Genomic DNA, 14,015 nt, shown 5'->3' with positions numbered 1-14,015 from the left:
AAAAACGGATACCTATACGTTATTCGTATGGTATCCGCTTTTGTATATTTTTATTTTGATATTTATTTTTATATTCCGTAATTCCGGCTTTTTCTAGTGCTCTGCACTCATCTGCTTTAACGGAAATGCCAGAAGAACTGCACCACCAACTATATTTCCAAGTGTAACAAAAAACTGGCTTTTTATTACTGCTGCCGTTCCAATATCACCAAGAAGCATATACCCTATTGTAAATGTTCCCATATTGGCAACGCAGTGCTCAAACCCTGCCAGAACAAACGCCGTAATAATACAAAACATCATTATCATCTTACCGCTCTCACTCTTTAATTTCATACCTGTATAGACAGCAAGACATACAAGAAAATTACACAAAACGCCACGTATAAACAATTCCATCGGTGTCGCATCAAGTTTTGTATATATAAAACTTCTGTAATAATCAACAAGAATCTGATGTGAGGCATTACTCCATACAAAAAGTCCGCCTAATATAAATGAACCCACAAAATTACCTATATAACTTATAACCCAAGTCTTTATCATATCTGACACTTTACATGTCTTTGTATACACACCCATCGCCATTACCATATTATTTCCGGTAAAAAGTTCTCCTCCGATAAAAACAACGAGAATTATCGCAATTGAGAAAAATATTGAACTTATAAGTTTGCCAAACTGCGGATATGTTTTTAACAAAACCGCTGCTGTCACATTAGAAAGCATAGTTGCAACAACTATGAAAAATCCTGCTACAATCGCCCTTATAAAATATTTTCCCAAATGATTATTACAAATATCAGCCTTGTTAAAAGCCGCTTTTTTCATAATTTCCAAATCACTGTCAAGCATATTTTTTCCTCTTTCATCCTTTTTGTATATTAAACACCTGCATCAAGACACAGGCCAAACGGAGATATTTTAATCCTATGATTCTTTAAAGTCAACCAATAAAACAAAAAAATACGTAATTATTACAGAAAATATTGACACTTTTATCAAATTTTTAAAAAATAATACTTTATTACCAATTACATGTTATAATAGTTTACAAAGTAACTCAGTGAACAATTTAATATAATATATAGGGAGATTTTACATGTTTAAAAGAAAAAAAAAGGATGAGATTTTGTCTGACCATGATGCGGTACAGATACTTGATACTATTGATAAAATTATTGCAGGTAACTTCAGCGGTGTTAATCCTGTTGACTTTAACAACCCCGAATATGGTGAAAAGCTCAATAAAATGCTGCAGGTTTTTACAGAAGTAAATAACCCTGTTGTAATGCGTCTCAATGAAACAATGGGTGTTATCGGTGACAACACTCTTATAAAGAATACTCTGGAACAGGTCGAATCACAGACAAAATCAATACAGCACATGGAAAATTCGAGCCAGCATCTCGAAAGCTCTATTGAAAACATTTCTGATGCAATGGGAGATATCCGCACAAACACTCACAAAATTCTATCAGTTTCACAAAATATAACTACAGACATGAATGACAGTATTAAAGCTGTCAATAAATCATCTGAAAAAATCAGCACTATCAATCAGAATGTCCAGGATTTCAAAGGAAAAATCAATAAAATAGAAGAAATTGTTGACATTGTCCAAAATGTCGCAAGCCAGAGTAATCTTCTTGCTTTAAATGCTTCTATTGAAGCTGCAAGAGCAGGTGAAGCCGGAAAAGGCTTTTCTGTCGTTGCCGAACAGGTAAGAATTTTATCTTCAAACACTTCACAATCAGCCGAAGATATTGTAAAATATGTTGCTGAATTAAGAGAAAGCATTGACTCACTTGCCTCTGCAATGGATGAGACAACTCTCACACTTGGAGAAGGAAATAAGAAAGTTGAGCAGTCGCTTGCCGCTATACAGCAGATGAATGACCAGATGGACAACATAAGCGTAAGCGTTGACAGTATATTTAACGACATTGATACGCAAACCGGTGTAACAAAATCATTTGCAAAACAAATTGAAAATATTTCTCAAAGTTATAACATTTTATCTGATGAATGTATACAATCAGGACAACGTGTATTTAAATTAGGACGTTATCTTGACAAGACCAGAAGTGACCTGGTTCGTGGATGTTCTAATATCACACAGCAGGACTGGATGCGTGTATTTGAAGTAGATCACTATGTTCTTACATGGCGTGTATACAACAATATTGTCGGATTTGAACACTTAAAGAAAAAACAGGTTGATAACCCTTTGGGATGCAAGCTTGGAAAATGGCTGAACAGCCAGACTGACAGCCGTCTTACTGAAAGTCCGGAATTTGGTCAGCTTGTCAAAACGCATGAAGTTCTTCATCACTTTGCCACTCTGTCATGGCAGGCAAAAGAAGATGGGGATGACAAAAAAGCTCTCTCATATTTTAACGATACATATGATGCTTTCTTAAAATATGATAAAGCTCTTAATAATCTCCAGAAAAAAATGCAGCAGCTTGGTTATAATAATGCAACACAGATTGTTTCATTTGAAGAATAATTGATTATTTTATCAGAAAGGATAACACACAATGAGCATCAATAATGAAAATGAAAATCCACTCGGGTACAAAAACGAGGGAAAACTTCTTGTAGGATTTGCAATTCCATGTATTATATCAATGCTTGTTACTGCGTTATACAACATCGTCGATCAGATTTTTATCGGTCAGGGTATCGGTATGCTTGGAAATGCAGCAACAAATATTGCATTTCCACTATCAACAACATGCACGGCTATATCACTCCTGCTCGGAATTGGTTGTGCAACCAATTACTCACTGCATCTTGGTGCAGGTGAAAAGAAAGAATCAGAAAAATATGCCGGCAATGGAATAATTCTTATGACTATAATGGGAATACTTTTATTTCTTATAACCACTATATTCCTTACACCACTGCTTAAATTTTTCGGTGCAACACCTGATGTACTTCCATATGCAGAAGCATATACACGTATTACTGCTATAGGCTTTCCATTTCTGATAGCCAATACAGGGATGAGCAAGCTGATTCTCGCAGATGGTAGTCCAAACTATTCAATGACATCAATGCTTATCGGTGCAATTGTAAATACAATTCTTGATCCTGTCTTCATATTTGTATTTAAGATGGGAATGACAGGTGCTGCGCTTGCAACTATTATTGGACAGATAATTTCATTTTGCATAAGTTTACGCTATATGTTTCATTTTAAAAATATAAAATTAAGCAAAAGCAGCTTTACAGTTTCAATGCATCATTGGAAAAATATTTTTATCCTCGGAGCAAGTGCATGTTTCAACCAGATTGCAATGACAGTCGTTCAGATTGTAATGAATAACACACTTGCACATTATGGTGCAATGTCTGTATATGGCGGTGATATTCCTCTCGCATGTGCCGGAATTATCACAAAAGTAAATATGATATTTATGTCATTTGTAATCGGAATATCTCAGGGAACACAGCCTGTTATCGGCTTTAATTACGGAGCCAAAAAATATAAACGTGTACGTAAAACATATCTGCTGGCACTTGCTGCAGCTTCCGGTTTATCGCTTATTGCATTTGTATGTTTTCAGGTATTTCCACGCCAGATTATCAGTATATTCGGTAACGGAAGTGAATTATATTTCAAGTTTTCTGAAAGGTATTTCAGAATATATATGTTTTTGACAATCATCAACGGAATACAGCCTGTAACATCAAATTTCTTTAATTCTATAGGTAAATCAAGACTTGGTGTATTTATGTCACTTACAAGACAGATATTGTTCCTGCTTCCGCTTATAATTATTTTCCCTATTTTTATGGGAATTGATGGCGTAATGTATGCAGGTCCTATCGCCGATGCAGCCGCCGCCATTGTATGTGGATATTTTACAATAAGAGAATTAAAAGAATTGAAAAATCTCGAAAAATCTTTAGAAGCCGCAGTTATATAAAACCGCGGCTTCTGCTATTCTATCACTTACGTCTTATAGCTTTATTAATCTTTTTTTCAAGTTCTTTTTCAAACTGTTTTTCAAACATAAGTTCATATCTGCTGCCACTTACAGGCAATGCAACTTTTCTGTTTTTCCATGATGAAAGGTATATTGCATTGGATAAATAAAGACTGTTAATAGCTTCGTCTCCATTTGCAACACACCTTCCCGCTGCATATTCTGTCAGTAGTTTTTCATATGCACCATCATTTGGCTCTGTCTTTATATCTTTCCACTCATACTTTGGCCTAGCAAATAAATCACCATTTCCTCTTCTGTATTCTATTTCCGGCTTGTCAAGTTCACATACACGAAGCTGGCCTTTGTCACATACAAGAAGAGCATTATCAAGACTTATCTCCAGCCTGTTGACACCGGGTGCCTCGCCTGTTGATGCAATGAACACTCCGCTTGCACCATTCTCCCATTCCATATATGCTGTAACATCATCTTCTACCTCTATCGGATGATACTTGCCTTCACTGCAAAATCCGGCAACATCTGAAGGATTTCCACATATCCATGACAATAAATCAAGATTATGAGGACACTGGTTAAGCAGAGTTCCTCCTCCGTCATATTTCCACGTTGCTCTCCATTTACCAGATTCATAATATGCATCAGGTCTGTACCAGTCTGTAATAACCCAGTTTACCCTTTTAATATTACCATACGTTTTATTATCGATTATTTCTTTTATTTTTCTATAAACAGGAAATGTTCTCTGATGGAAAATGAATCCGTATTGAAGTTTCGGACAGCTTTTTTTTGCACTCTGATATGCCTCCCACATACTTCTTGCCTGTCTTGAATAAACTCCTGCAGGTTTATCACAAAGTACACTTATTCCACGTTCAAACGCTTTCTTAACAAGTTCTTCATGTGAATAATGTGGTGTTACTATTATTACTGCATCCACTGACAGACTGTTGTCATCTATGGCAGCATACATATCGTCACCCGAATTAAACTTCATAAGTTCAGGTGAAACATATTGTCTAATCATATCCCATCTTTCATCAGTAACTCTTGTTATCGCAGCAAGTTCCATGCCTTTGACATCACCTTTTGCTATCATCAGGGCATATTTTGCACCCATATTTCCCATTCCTATAATTCCAACTTTCATATTAACCGCCTTTCTGTATCCTGTTTTTTTGTTTTCTTCGAGACACTTCATGTTTTTCACAATTTTTTCATAAAATCAACAATTATTAATCACATTTTATCTGTAATATAAACAATGTCGAAAGACATTAGATAAAACCTTTTCATAAACTCCGATAGCTGTCCTGATACTCTCTCCCTTTTTTGTCAGGCAGCTGTCATTCCCCCTCTTCCCTATAATTTTATTATATAACTTTTATTTTTGCATTGGTACTTATTATTTAAATTTGCATCTAAAATTTTACATGTAAAATTAAAATTATTTGACATAATCCGTCATTAATGTTATATTATTCAACCCTATCTATTGTGGGGATTATTTTTACATCATCACAAGGAGATTTCTATGACATTTTATCAGGAATTACAGCTTAGTTCTGCAGGTTCTAAGCAGTTAATCAAAAATACACATGACAAAAAAGAAAAATTCAGACATATTTTAATATATAATTTCAAGGTTTATCTTGTAATGATATTCTGCGTTGCAATTGTAACTATTTTCAGTATGTTGACAGGAAACAGTAACAGCGTCGTTGGTGTATGCGTTCTGCTTTCTGTACTTGTACTCAGACAAGCTGATTTTGGTATTCAGACAAATCACGGACTTATTTCAATTGCAGGTATATTTGTAATATTAGCTGCCGGTCCACGTCTTGCAAATATGGTGCCTGCCATACCGGCATTTTTTATTAATTTCTTATGTATAATGCTCCTTATGATTTTCAGCTGCCATAATGTCATTATGTATAACCATTCAACATTTGTTCTCAGTTATCTCCTGCTTCTGGGATATGATGTAAGCGGACACGATTATCTTATGCGAATTGCAGGTTTGTCAGCAGGCATGCTTATATGCATGATTGTTTTTTACAAAAATCAGAAAAACAGACCTTACCATCGTACTTTTAAAAATTTATTTTCAGAATTTAATATTACTTCATCACGCACAAAATGGTATATTAAACTAACTTTTATTGTATCAAGTTCAATACTTGCAATGTCACTGCTCAACCTCCCTCGTGCCATGTGGGCAGGTATCGCCTGTATGTCAGTCTGCCTTCCATTTTCAAATGACATAAAGCCAAGAGCTGTGAAAAGAGGACTTTTTAATATAGTCGGATGCCTTCTTTTCCTTATCCTTTACTATGTACTGCCTTCATCAATGTACCCTTATATAGGAATAATCGGTGGTATCGGTGTTGGATATTCAGCAGGATATGCATGGCAGACAGCTTTTAATACATTTGGTGCATTATCTATTGCAGCAGGGCTTTTCGGTGCCCAATACGCTGTTATTTTAAGAATAAGTGCAAATATCTTTAGTTCTGCTTATACATTTATATGCGATAAAATCCTAAGCCGTATGCTTGCAAGATTTTAATATAATGAATAACCTGAGTCCAAAAAGGAGAAGCCCGTGAGCTTCTCCTTTTGAAATATTACTTAATTAACATGCTCTTCAAGCTTATTTGAAGATGTTTATTAAATTTTTATTAAATAGCATCAAGTGCCTGCTTGATATCGGCAATCAAATCATTCTTATCTTCAAGACCACATGATATACGTATAAGTCCAGCCGGAATTCCTGCCGCTGCAAGCTGTTCATCATTCATCTGTCTGTGTGTTGATGTTGCAGGATTGAGGCAGCATGTTCTCGCATCAGCTACATGAGTCTCAATTGCTGCAAGTTTAAGATTCTTCATGAACTTTTCTGCTGCTTCTCTTCCACCTTTTAATTCAAAGGAAACTACACCACAACCTCCGTTTGGCATATATTTCTTTGCTATTTCATAATATTTATTCGATGGAAGTCCCGGATAATTGACAAATTCAACCTTATCCTGCTTCTCAAGAAATTCTGCAACAGCCTGTCCGTTCTCCACATGTCTTGGCATACGCACATGAAGTGACTCCAGACCGAGATTTAAAATAAAAGCATTCTGAGGTGACTGAATGCAGCCCAAATCCCTCATAAGCTGTGAAGTACACTTAGTTATAAACGCACCCTCTTTACCAAACTTCTCTGCATATGTAATTCCATGATATGACTCATCAGGAGTACAAAGTCCCGGAAATTTGTCAGCATGTGCCATCCAGTCAAACTTACCACTGTCTACAATCGCACCGCCTACAGCTGCACCATGTCCGTCCATATATTTTGTTGTAGAATGTGTAACAATATCAGCTCCCCATTCTATAGGTCTTAAATTAACTGGAGTAGGGAATGTATTATCTACAATAAGCGGTACACCATGTTCATGTGCTGCTTTTGCAAATTTCTCTATATCAAGAACTGTAAGTGCTGGATTGGCTATTGACTCTCCAAAAACAGCTCTTGTATTATCCTTAAATGCAGCATTAAGTTCCTCATCTGTGCAATCAGGGTCTACAAATGTCACATCTATGCCCATTTTTTTCATAGTTACTTCAATAAGATTAAATGTTCCACCATAAATAGATGATGAAGAAACAATGTGGCTTCCTGCTTCGCATATATTAAACAACGCAAAAAAATTGGCTGCCTGACCTGATGAAGTAAGCATTGCCGCTGTACCACCCTCAAGTGCTGCAATCTTTGAAGCTACATAATCATTGGTCGGATTCTGCAATCTTGTATAAAAATATCCTGATGCCTCAAGGTCAAAAAGCTTTCCCATATCTTCGCTTGTATCATACTTAAATGTTGTTGACTGGATAATAGGAATCTGTCTTGGTTCGCCATTGCCCGGTGTATAACCTGCCTGTACGCATTTTGTATTAATAGAATAATTCATAATTCTCCTCCTGTATATAGTGGAATTTTAATTATATAGTATACCTATTTTGTGTAAATGTAAAGTGTGCAGATTACATAAATATACTCTGCATACTTTCTGATACGACTAACTTAATACCTCTCATTCCCCATCAATGCCGGAAATATACGGCTCTCCGCTTTTTCTTTTGGCATATATCCCATCAAGCAGCCTTATAACCGAATCCTTTGAATTATCAAAAGGATTCCTGTGGCTAAGCATAAAATGTTGTGCTTTTATATTTTTTAGAATTTCAATTTCTTCTTTAAGAATTCCTGCATTATAAAGCCTTTTTTCACCTTTTTGCATTGCATAAACACCATCCCCCAAAAAACAGTATTTTTCATTTATTTCCAATGCCAGAGAACCTTTGGCATGACTTGACGGGAGTGGAAAAATATGAAGATTCATATTACCATCACGAAAATACAAATCATTTTCCAGTATTTCACCTGTTTTCGTATATTTATAAGTCAATCTGCCCTGATACACATTTGAATAGTTGATTTTATCAAGATTACCTATATGGTCAGCATGAAAATGAGACAAAATCACATTTATCTTCTTATTTGAAGTGTTAAAAGCAGATATAATCTGTGGCACACACGGATTATTTCCGACATCGTACAGCCACAGATTATTTTCTCCTTCAATCATCACTACATTTGCCGACAATGGATTTTGCGTCGGCTCTATATATGAAATGTTTTTTTTCAGTTCAATTACTGCCATTTGCATTCATGCTCTCAATTTCTTCATTAATTGTATCCTCTGATGCAGCCATTGCTGCAAGTGTCATTGTAAGAAGTTTTTCAAGTTCCCAGCCGAGCTGTTGTGCACCGCGTTCAATAACTTCTCTTGAACAGCCTGCTGCAAAACCTTTGCTCTTATATTTCTTTTTTAATGATTTAAGTTCCATGTCTTTTGTGCTCTTTGACGGACGCATAAGAGCTGCTGCCCATATAAGACCTGTTAGCTCGTCTGCCGCAAAAAGCACTTTTTCCATTTCATGTTCCGGTGCAACATCAACTGTTATCCCATAACCATGGGAAACAACTCCATGAATAATATCTTCTGACACACCGCCCTCTCTTAACAATTCAGGTGCCTTTATACAATGCTGGTCGGGATAAAGTTCAAAATCAATATCATGTAGAAGTCCTACAATTCCCCAATATTGTGCATCATCACCATAGTCTAATTCATTGGCATACCATTTCATCACTGCCTCAACAGTAAGTGCATGCTGAATGTGAAAAGGATCTTTGTTATATTTTTTTAGTAATTCAAATGCAGCATTTCTTGATATATGTTCCATCTTAAAGTTCTCTCCTTAAATTGCTATGATTATAATTACAGGAGTGTCTTCCTAAGTTCTGCTCCGTCCTTTGCACTCAGATATGCAGGTGCAATATCAAATACAGTCTTACAGCCGCTCTGACCTTCTTTGTAAAGACGATATGCAGCTCTTGCATATGCCACAATGACACATGATGTAAATTCAGGATTTGAATCAAGCTTTAAGCTATACTCAATAACATGATTATTTTCCTGATTCCAGCCCGTCTTACCTGAACGGATAACAAATCCACCGTGTGGAATTCCGCTGTGGTTCTTCTTTAATTCCTCTTCGCTGATAAAATGCACTGTGGTATCGTATTCTGCGAAATAGTTTGGCATATTCTTAATTTCTTCTTCAACCTTTTTTGCATCAGCCCCCTCTTCAAGAACAACAAAACACTCTCTTGTATGTTTCTGCCTTGTAGTAAGTTCAGGATTCTCACCATTTCTTACAGCCTCAAGAGCTGATTCTACAGGAATTGTATACTGCTTTCCGTCCTTAACACCTTCAACTCGGCGGATTGCATCTGAATGGCCCTGACTTACACCTTTTCCCCAGAATGTATAATCACGTCCCTCAGGTAAAATTGCATTTGCATACATACGGTTTAAAGAAAACATTCCCGGGTCCCAGCCAACGGAAATAATTCCGACATGTCCGCTTTCCTTTGCAGATGCGTCAACATTCGCAAAATGTTCAGGAATTCTTGCATGTGTATCAAAACTGTCAACAACATTAAACATCTTTGCATACTCAGGTGTCTGAACCGGCAAATCTGTGGCACTTCCGCCACAAAGAATCATAACATCAATTTTATCTTTCCACTGTGCAATGTCATCAACAGAACAAACTGCTGCACTCTCTGTAAGAATTGAAACTGTTTCCGGTGCACGTCTCGTAAAAACGGCCGCAAGTTCCATATCAGGATTCTGCTTAATTGCACATTCTACACCTCTTCCAAGATTTCCATATCCTAAAATACCTATTTTCATTAAAATTCTCCTCGTATAAATTTTTCTCTTATTTTATCAGAAAAAGCAGCAAATTTCCATATAAAAACTGTCCTACTTTTTTAAATTCTACCGCAATATCTTTTAAATCTTCAAATTTGTCAGCACCCCAAGTAAATGTTGCACCTGTGACTTTTATTGATTTTTCGATACCTTCTTTTTTATAGCAGCTGGTTTATTTGTTTTACGCATTCCATTTTTCGTAACGCGAAAAACTTCAAGCATAAAACAGAGTCTTGCCCTAACAAAATGATAAAATAATTTTCCGACACTTTTTCGTCGCTTTTTTCGTCGTTTTTTCAACGAAAAAAGCGACGAATTATTTTAATCTATACAACTTGCCTTTTGTTTTCCCATTATCGATGAGTTTATCAAGTACAATTAATTCCTTTAACAATTCTTTTGTCCTAGTATCCTTTAGTCCAAGATTTTCAGCTATTTCAGCTGTTTTGTGCCATTCTCCATCATTTAATAATTTTAAGATTTTATCATATTGTTCTATCTTTTTCTTTGATAATTTTTTCGTCGCTTTTTCATAGCTATCTGATAGCGAAACTTGATCATCCGCTTCCAAAAACGCCGGATGGATTGGAATTCTTATTCTCATAGCTCGTCTATCTTCATCCGTAAAGAACTCCGCTCTTGGTGAGCCATTCTTTTCAAGTTCTTCCTGTATTGTTGGGATGCCAGAAGAATGCCCCTCTGATAAATCCAGTTCTTTTAAAAACTCTCCAAGTCGTCTATTTCTATAATATCTCGAAACAAATCTCTTTCCCTCAGCTATCGTCTTTTCTGAAATAGATCTGTCTATCCCCGGAAAATTCATAATATTTATGCAATCCGGCTCTATCTCTATAGTTATTGGTTCAAAGGACATATAATCTCTGTGATAAAAGGCATTTACCACAGCCTCCTCAATTGCCTGATATGGATAATTGAATATCCTTAATGCCTCCATCTGATTTGGTACTTTAATTACCTTTTCTCGAATAATCAAATTACGAAATCTTTCCATTGTTGCCTGAATCATCTGAGGCACCGAACCTGTAATATTAGGGAAATCTTCACTAATACTTGGATTTTCAATGCTTCCTTTAGGAAAAGAGGTCATCTGTACATAAGTATATCCAAAGAATTTTTCGGGATGCTCACAAAACATCATAATTGCCACATTCTGAATATATCTGAGTTCTGGTGGACCAACCAATAACTGCATATCATTAAGTATTTCCTCAACACCTCGTTCCCTTACCTGTTTAGCAAGCTTACTACCGGTTTTTCTCAAATGATCTTCTAACAGCACCGGTGAAATATCCTCAAATGTTGCCTTATGGTTTGCTCTACAATCAAATGGGGTTTGATCTGACATATTAATCAGTTCCCTCTCCTGTTCACTATTTGCCTTAACAGAACTTGTCTGATAACGAATATAATAATTGTACTTCTTCTCTTTCTTACTTGTTACATGCTCTGGTGATTTATAAGGTCGCTGCTGTCCTGTTCTGACAACAATTACAAAAATCCATTTTCCATCCACTTCTGCAGGTATACCCTGAGGAAAGTAGGGTGGAGAAATCAAATTATTATACCCCAACATATCTTTCTGTATTGAATCCAACATATATTCAGGTAAGCCTTTTACCGGACGCTTGGCAACACCATTTTCTTCCTCAACACCTACAACAATATAACCGCCGCCATCATTATTATAATCATTTGCAAATGCACAGACACTATGGTAGATATCATCAGGATTCCACCCAGTTTTAAACTCTATTCGGTCTGATTCTAGTTTTCTTTTGTTTAATAAATCTTCTACACCCATTTCAAGTTCCATAGCGTCATCTCCATTCATAATATAATTTCCAGTTATCATAATCAAATCAGTAAAAAATTTGTAACCTTTCTCATCATTTCTAAATATTTAAAAAATTTTCTTTTGTAGTCTTATACCATCTGACTCATTCAATCCATGCTCATAAATTTTAAACATATCCGATGATATATAAATAATTCTGTCTTCTTCTGCAACTGATACACTAGCCATATGATAATTCTCCTCTTTACATAATAATATAAATCAATAAATACAAAACTCACAGATTCCTTTTATTAAAATATTCTACCAATTTATCATTTCATTTTTTCAGCTAGTGTATTCAATATTTTATTCATATATATCTTTCATAAAATCATCCAACAAATATTTATAAGTTTCATCTTCATTTCTAAACTCATCTGTTACACATTCCCATAATTCTTCATCTCTAACATAATTACTAATATTATTAATTGAAATATTCATCATTTTCAATATATTTTGAAGAGGAATTTGTCTTTTTAACATATATCTAAATAGCCATTTTCTAATATTAGCTGGATACATCATTTTATAAAATTTATCATTGACATCAATTTTATCTATCCCTTTCATTATTTCATTTATAAATCCTACTCTTACAGGTGTCATATAATTTGTAGTTGAATTAGTTATTATATAAATAGCATTAATAGGTGTATGACTTTTTAATATCTTTAATCTTTTTTTAATTACATCCGGTAAATTCACCCACTTACCATTTATTTTTATGTTGTTACAATTTTTATCAATATTCTCCCACATTAACTCACATATTTTTCTTCTTTCTATACCATAACAAAGTAAAAACAAAAAAACCAATACATCTCTCGTACCATTTTTTCGGTCTTCTAAATAATGTATTATATTTTTAATTTTATCAGCATCTGTTTCCTCTAAACAATTATTTTTTTCAATTAACTGTTCCTTACAAAACTCTATTACTGTATTACTACTCACATTAAAATTAGTATTATCTGTCATGTTATTAAAAAAATCCTTTACATAAAAGAATTTATTCTTTATAGAATTATTTGATTTGATTTTACAATCATTTTTTAAATACCCAATAAAATCATGCAATCCTATTTCGTTATAACAACTATATGTTTCGTCTCTTTTACTATGCCCAATACATATATAATAATTAAAAAAGCTTTTTAAAGCATTATTATATTGATACCAATTTTTCTCTTTTTTATGATACATAAGATTTTTATATGTAATAATATCTTTAAAATAATATGTTGTTTTATTGATTGATAAATTTTCATAAGAAAAATATTTTAAATATTCTAAACCAATTTTACTACCAAATAAAATATTAAAAATTATTTTTCCTGATGCAAACTCTGTATCTCTTGTTTCAACATCATTATTTATAAGAGATATCCCCTCTTTACTGAATAAAATAATCCATTCTGTTTTATCCATAGTGTCATGGTATATATCCTCTACGGCTTGCATAATATTTTTATTACAATAATAAATTATCGATATATTTTCTATTATATATTTATATTTTTTATATTCTATATACTTTTTAAATAAATTTATATTATGAAACCCAAAAATTCTTTCATTAAAAATATATATTACATCTGCAAATTCTTTCTCAGATATATTTATGTCTTTCACTAGTATTTTGCTCAATTCTTCTATTACTTCTGACATAATATTTCCCCTTTTATAATAGTATTGAAATTTGTTTCTATAATTATAATGCTTATTATTACATAATTCAAGTTTATAATTTTCATCTCCATCCACCATAAAACCTCAACACAAAAAAGGGCACACCTATCACGGCGTGCCCTTTTTAAAGGATATATTATAGGAAAATTTTCCATTTATAATCTTCTA

General features: G+C 34.3%; 12 protein-coding genes. 3 read left to right on the top strand and 9 right to left on the bottom strand.

What is annotated here, in order from left to right:
* Window positions 1-93: 93 nt before the first annotated feature.
* Entirely contained in the window at window positions 94-855 is a 762-nt protein-coding gene (locus tag WMO38_RS04300) for a formate/nitrite transporter family protein (RefSeq protein WP_349161640.1), read from the bottom strand.
* Window positions 856-1,102: 247 nt separating this feature from the next.
* On the opposite strand from WMO38_RS04300, the gene WMO38_RS04295 reads away from it, so the two are divergent.
* Together WMO38_RS04295 and WMO38_RS04290 are read left to right on the top strand one after the other, a co-directional pair.
* Window positions 1,103-2,512 (top strand): methyl-accepting chemotaxis protein, encoded by a 1,410-nt coding sequence (locus WMO38_RS04295; protein ID WP_349161639.1) that lies wholly within the window; start codon window positions 1,103-1,105, stop codon window positions 2,510-2,512.
* Between the two features lie 31 nt (window positions 2,513-2,543).
* Complete coding sequence (locus WMO38_RS04290; RefSeq protein WP_349161637.1) at window positions 2,544-3,938, top strand: MATE family efflux transporter; 1,395 nt, start codon at window positions 2,544-2,546, stop codon at window positions 3,936-3,938.
* A gap of 22 nt (window positions 3,939-3,960) precedes the next feature.
* Here the strand turns inward: WMO38_RS04290 and WMO38_RS04285 are convergent, their stop codons facing one another.
* Window positions 3,961-5,109, bottom strand: a complete 1,149-nt coding sequence (locus WMO38_RS04285; RefSeq protein ID WP_349161635.1) for a Gfo/Idh/MocA family protein — start codon at window positions 5,107-5,109, stop codon at window positions 3,961-3,963.
* 384 nt (window positions 5,110-5,493) lie between these two features.
* Between WMO38_RS04285 and WMO38_RS04280 the strand changes: the two genes are divergently transcribed.
* A complete protein-coding gene (locus tag WMO38_RS04280) occupies window positions 5,494-6,528 on the top strand; it encodes an FUSC family protein (protein ID WP_349161634.1) in 1,035 nt (344 codons plus the stop codon).
* Window positions 6,529-6,640: 112 nt separating this feature from the next.
* On the opposite strand, the gene WMO38_RS04275 is transcribed toward WMO38_RS04280, so the two are convergent.
* The 7 genes from WMO38_RS04275 to WMO38_RS04245 form a co-directional block, all read right to left on the bottom strand.
* Window positions 6,641-7,921, bottom strand: coding sequence for an O-acetylhomoserine aminocarboxypropyltransferase/cysteine synthase family protein (locus tag WMO38_RS04275; protein ID WP_186836642.1), 1,281 nt, complete (start codon window positions 7,919-7,921; stop codon window positions 6,641-6,643).
* Between the two features lie 123 nt (window positions 7,922-8,044).
* Window positions 8,045-8,674, bottom strand: coding sequence for an MBL fold metallo-hydrolase (locus tag WMO38_RS04270; RefSeq protein ID WP_349161633.1), 630 nt, complete (start codon window positions 8,672-8,674; stop codon window positions 8,045-8,047).
* Window positions 8,661-9,260 carry a hydrolase gene (locus WMO38_RS04265; RefSeq protein ID WP_349161631.1) on the bottom strand — a complete coding sequence of 200 codons (600 nt, stop codon included), beginning with the start codon at window positions 9,258-9,260 and terminating at the stop codon, window positions 8,661-8,663. Before WMO38_RS04265 ends, WMO38_RS04270 begins: the two co-directional genes overlap by 14 nt.
* 35 nt (window positions 9,261-9,295) lie before the next feature.
* Window positions 9,296-10,282: a diaminopimelate dehydrogenase gene (locus tag WMO38_RS04260; RefSeq protein WP_186836760.1), complete on the bottom strand. Its 987-nt coding sequence runs from the start codon at window positions 10,280-10,282 to the stop codon at window positions 9,296-9,298.
* Window positions 10,283-10,613: 331 nt separating this feature from the next.
* Window positions 10,614-12,149: an RNA/DNA-binding domain-containing protein gene (locus WMO38_RS04255; RefSeq protein WP_349161630.1), complete on the bottom strand. Its 1,536-nt coding sequence runs from the start codon at window positions 12,147-12,149 to the stop codon at window positions 10,614-10,616.
* A gap of 69 nt (window positions 12,150-12,218) precedes the next feature.
* Window positions 12,219-12,341 carry a hypothetical protein gene (locus WMO38_RS04250; RefSeq protein ID WP_349161629.1) on the bottom strand — a complete coding sequence of 41 codons (123 nt, stop codon included), beginning with the start codon at window positions 12,339-12,341 and terminating at the stop codon, window positions 12,219-12,221.
* A gap of 120 nt (window positions 12,342-12,461) precedes the next feature.
* Window positions 12,462-13,826 (bottom strand): site-specific integrase, encoded by a 1,365-nt coding sequence (locus WMO38_RS04245; protein ID WP_349161628.1) that lies wholly within the window; start codon window positions 13,824-13,826, stop codon window positions 12,462-12,464.
* Window positions 13,827-14,015 lie beyond the last annotated feature (189 nt).

Source organism: Lachnospira hominis (ex Hitch et al. 2025) (assembly GCF_040096395.1).
GTDB lineage: Bacteria > Bacillota > Clostridia > Lachnospirales > Lachnospiraceae > Lachnospira > Lachnospira hominis.
The sequence above is the reverse complement of the archived record's forward strand: the minus strand, read 5'-3'. Positions and strand labels throughout refer to the sequence as shown.

What these genes read in the sequence shown, in the direction of transcription:
- WMO38_RS04250 (WP_349161629.1), bottom strand. Translation starts at nt 12,341, where the DNA reads ATGGCTAGTGTATCAGTTGCAGAAGAAGACAGAATTATTTATATATCA.
- WMO38_RS04280 (WP_349161634.1), top strand. Translation starts at nt 5,494, where the DNA reads ATGACATTTTATCAGGAATTACAGCTTAGTTCTGCAGGTTCTAAGCAG.
- WMO38_RS04295 (WP_349161639.1), top strand. Translation starts at nt 1,103, where the DNA reads ATGTTTAAAAGAAAAAAAAAGGATGAGATTTTGTCTGACCATGATGCG.
- WMO38_RS04275 (WP_186836642.1), bottom strand. Translation starts at nt 7,921, where the DNA reads ATGAATTATTCTATTAATACAAAATGCGTACAGGCAGGTTATACACCG.
- WMO38_RS04300 (WP_349161640.1), bottom strand. Translation starts at nt 855, where the DNA reads ATGCTTGACAGTGATTTGGAAATTATGAAAAAAGCGGCTTTTAACAAG.
- WMO38_RS04290 (WP_349161637.1), top strand. Translation starts at nt 2,544, where the DNA reads ATGAGCATCAATAATGAAAATGAAAATCCACTCGGGTACAAAAACGAG.
- WMO38_RS04255 (WP_349161630.1), bottom strand. Translation starts at nt 12,149, where the DNA reads ATGAATGGAGATGACGCTATGGAACTTGAAATGGGTGTAGAAGATTTA.
- WMO38_RS04285 (WP_349161635.1), bottom strand. Translation starts at nt 5,109, where the DNA reads ATGAAAGTTGGAATTATAGGAATGGGAAATATGGGTGCAAAATATGCC.
- WMO38_RS04265 (WP_349161631.1), bottom strand. Translation starts at nt 9,260, where the DNA reads ATGGAACATATATCAAGAAATGCTGCATTTGAATTACTAAAAAAATAT.
- WMO38_RS04270 (WP_349161633.1), bottom strand. Translation starts at nt 8,674, where the DNA reads ATGGCAGTAATTGAACTGAAAAAAAACATTTCATATATAGAGCCGACG.
- WMO38_RS04245 (WP_349161628.1), bottom strand. Translation starts at nt 13,826, where the DNA reads ATGTCAGAAGTAATAGAAGAATTGAGCAAAATACTAGTGAAAGACATA.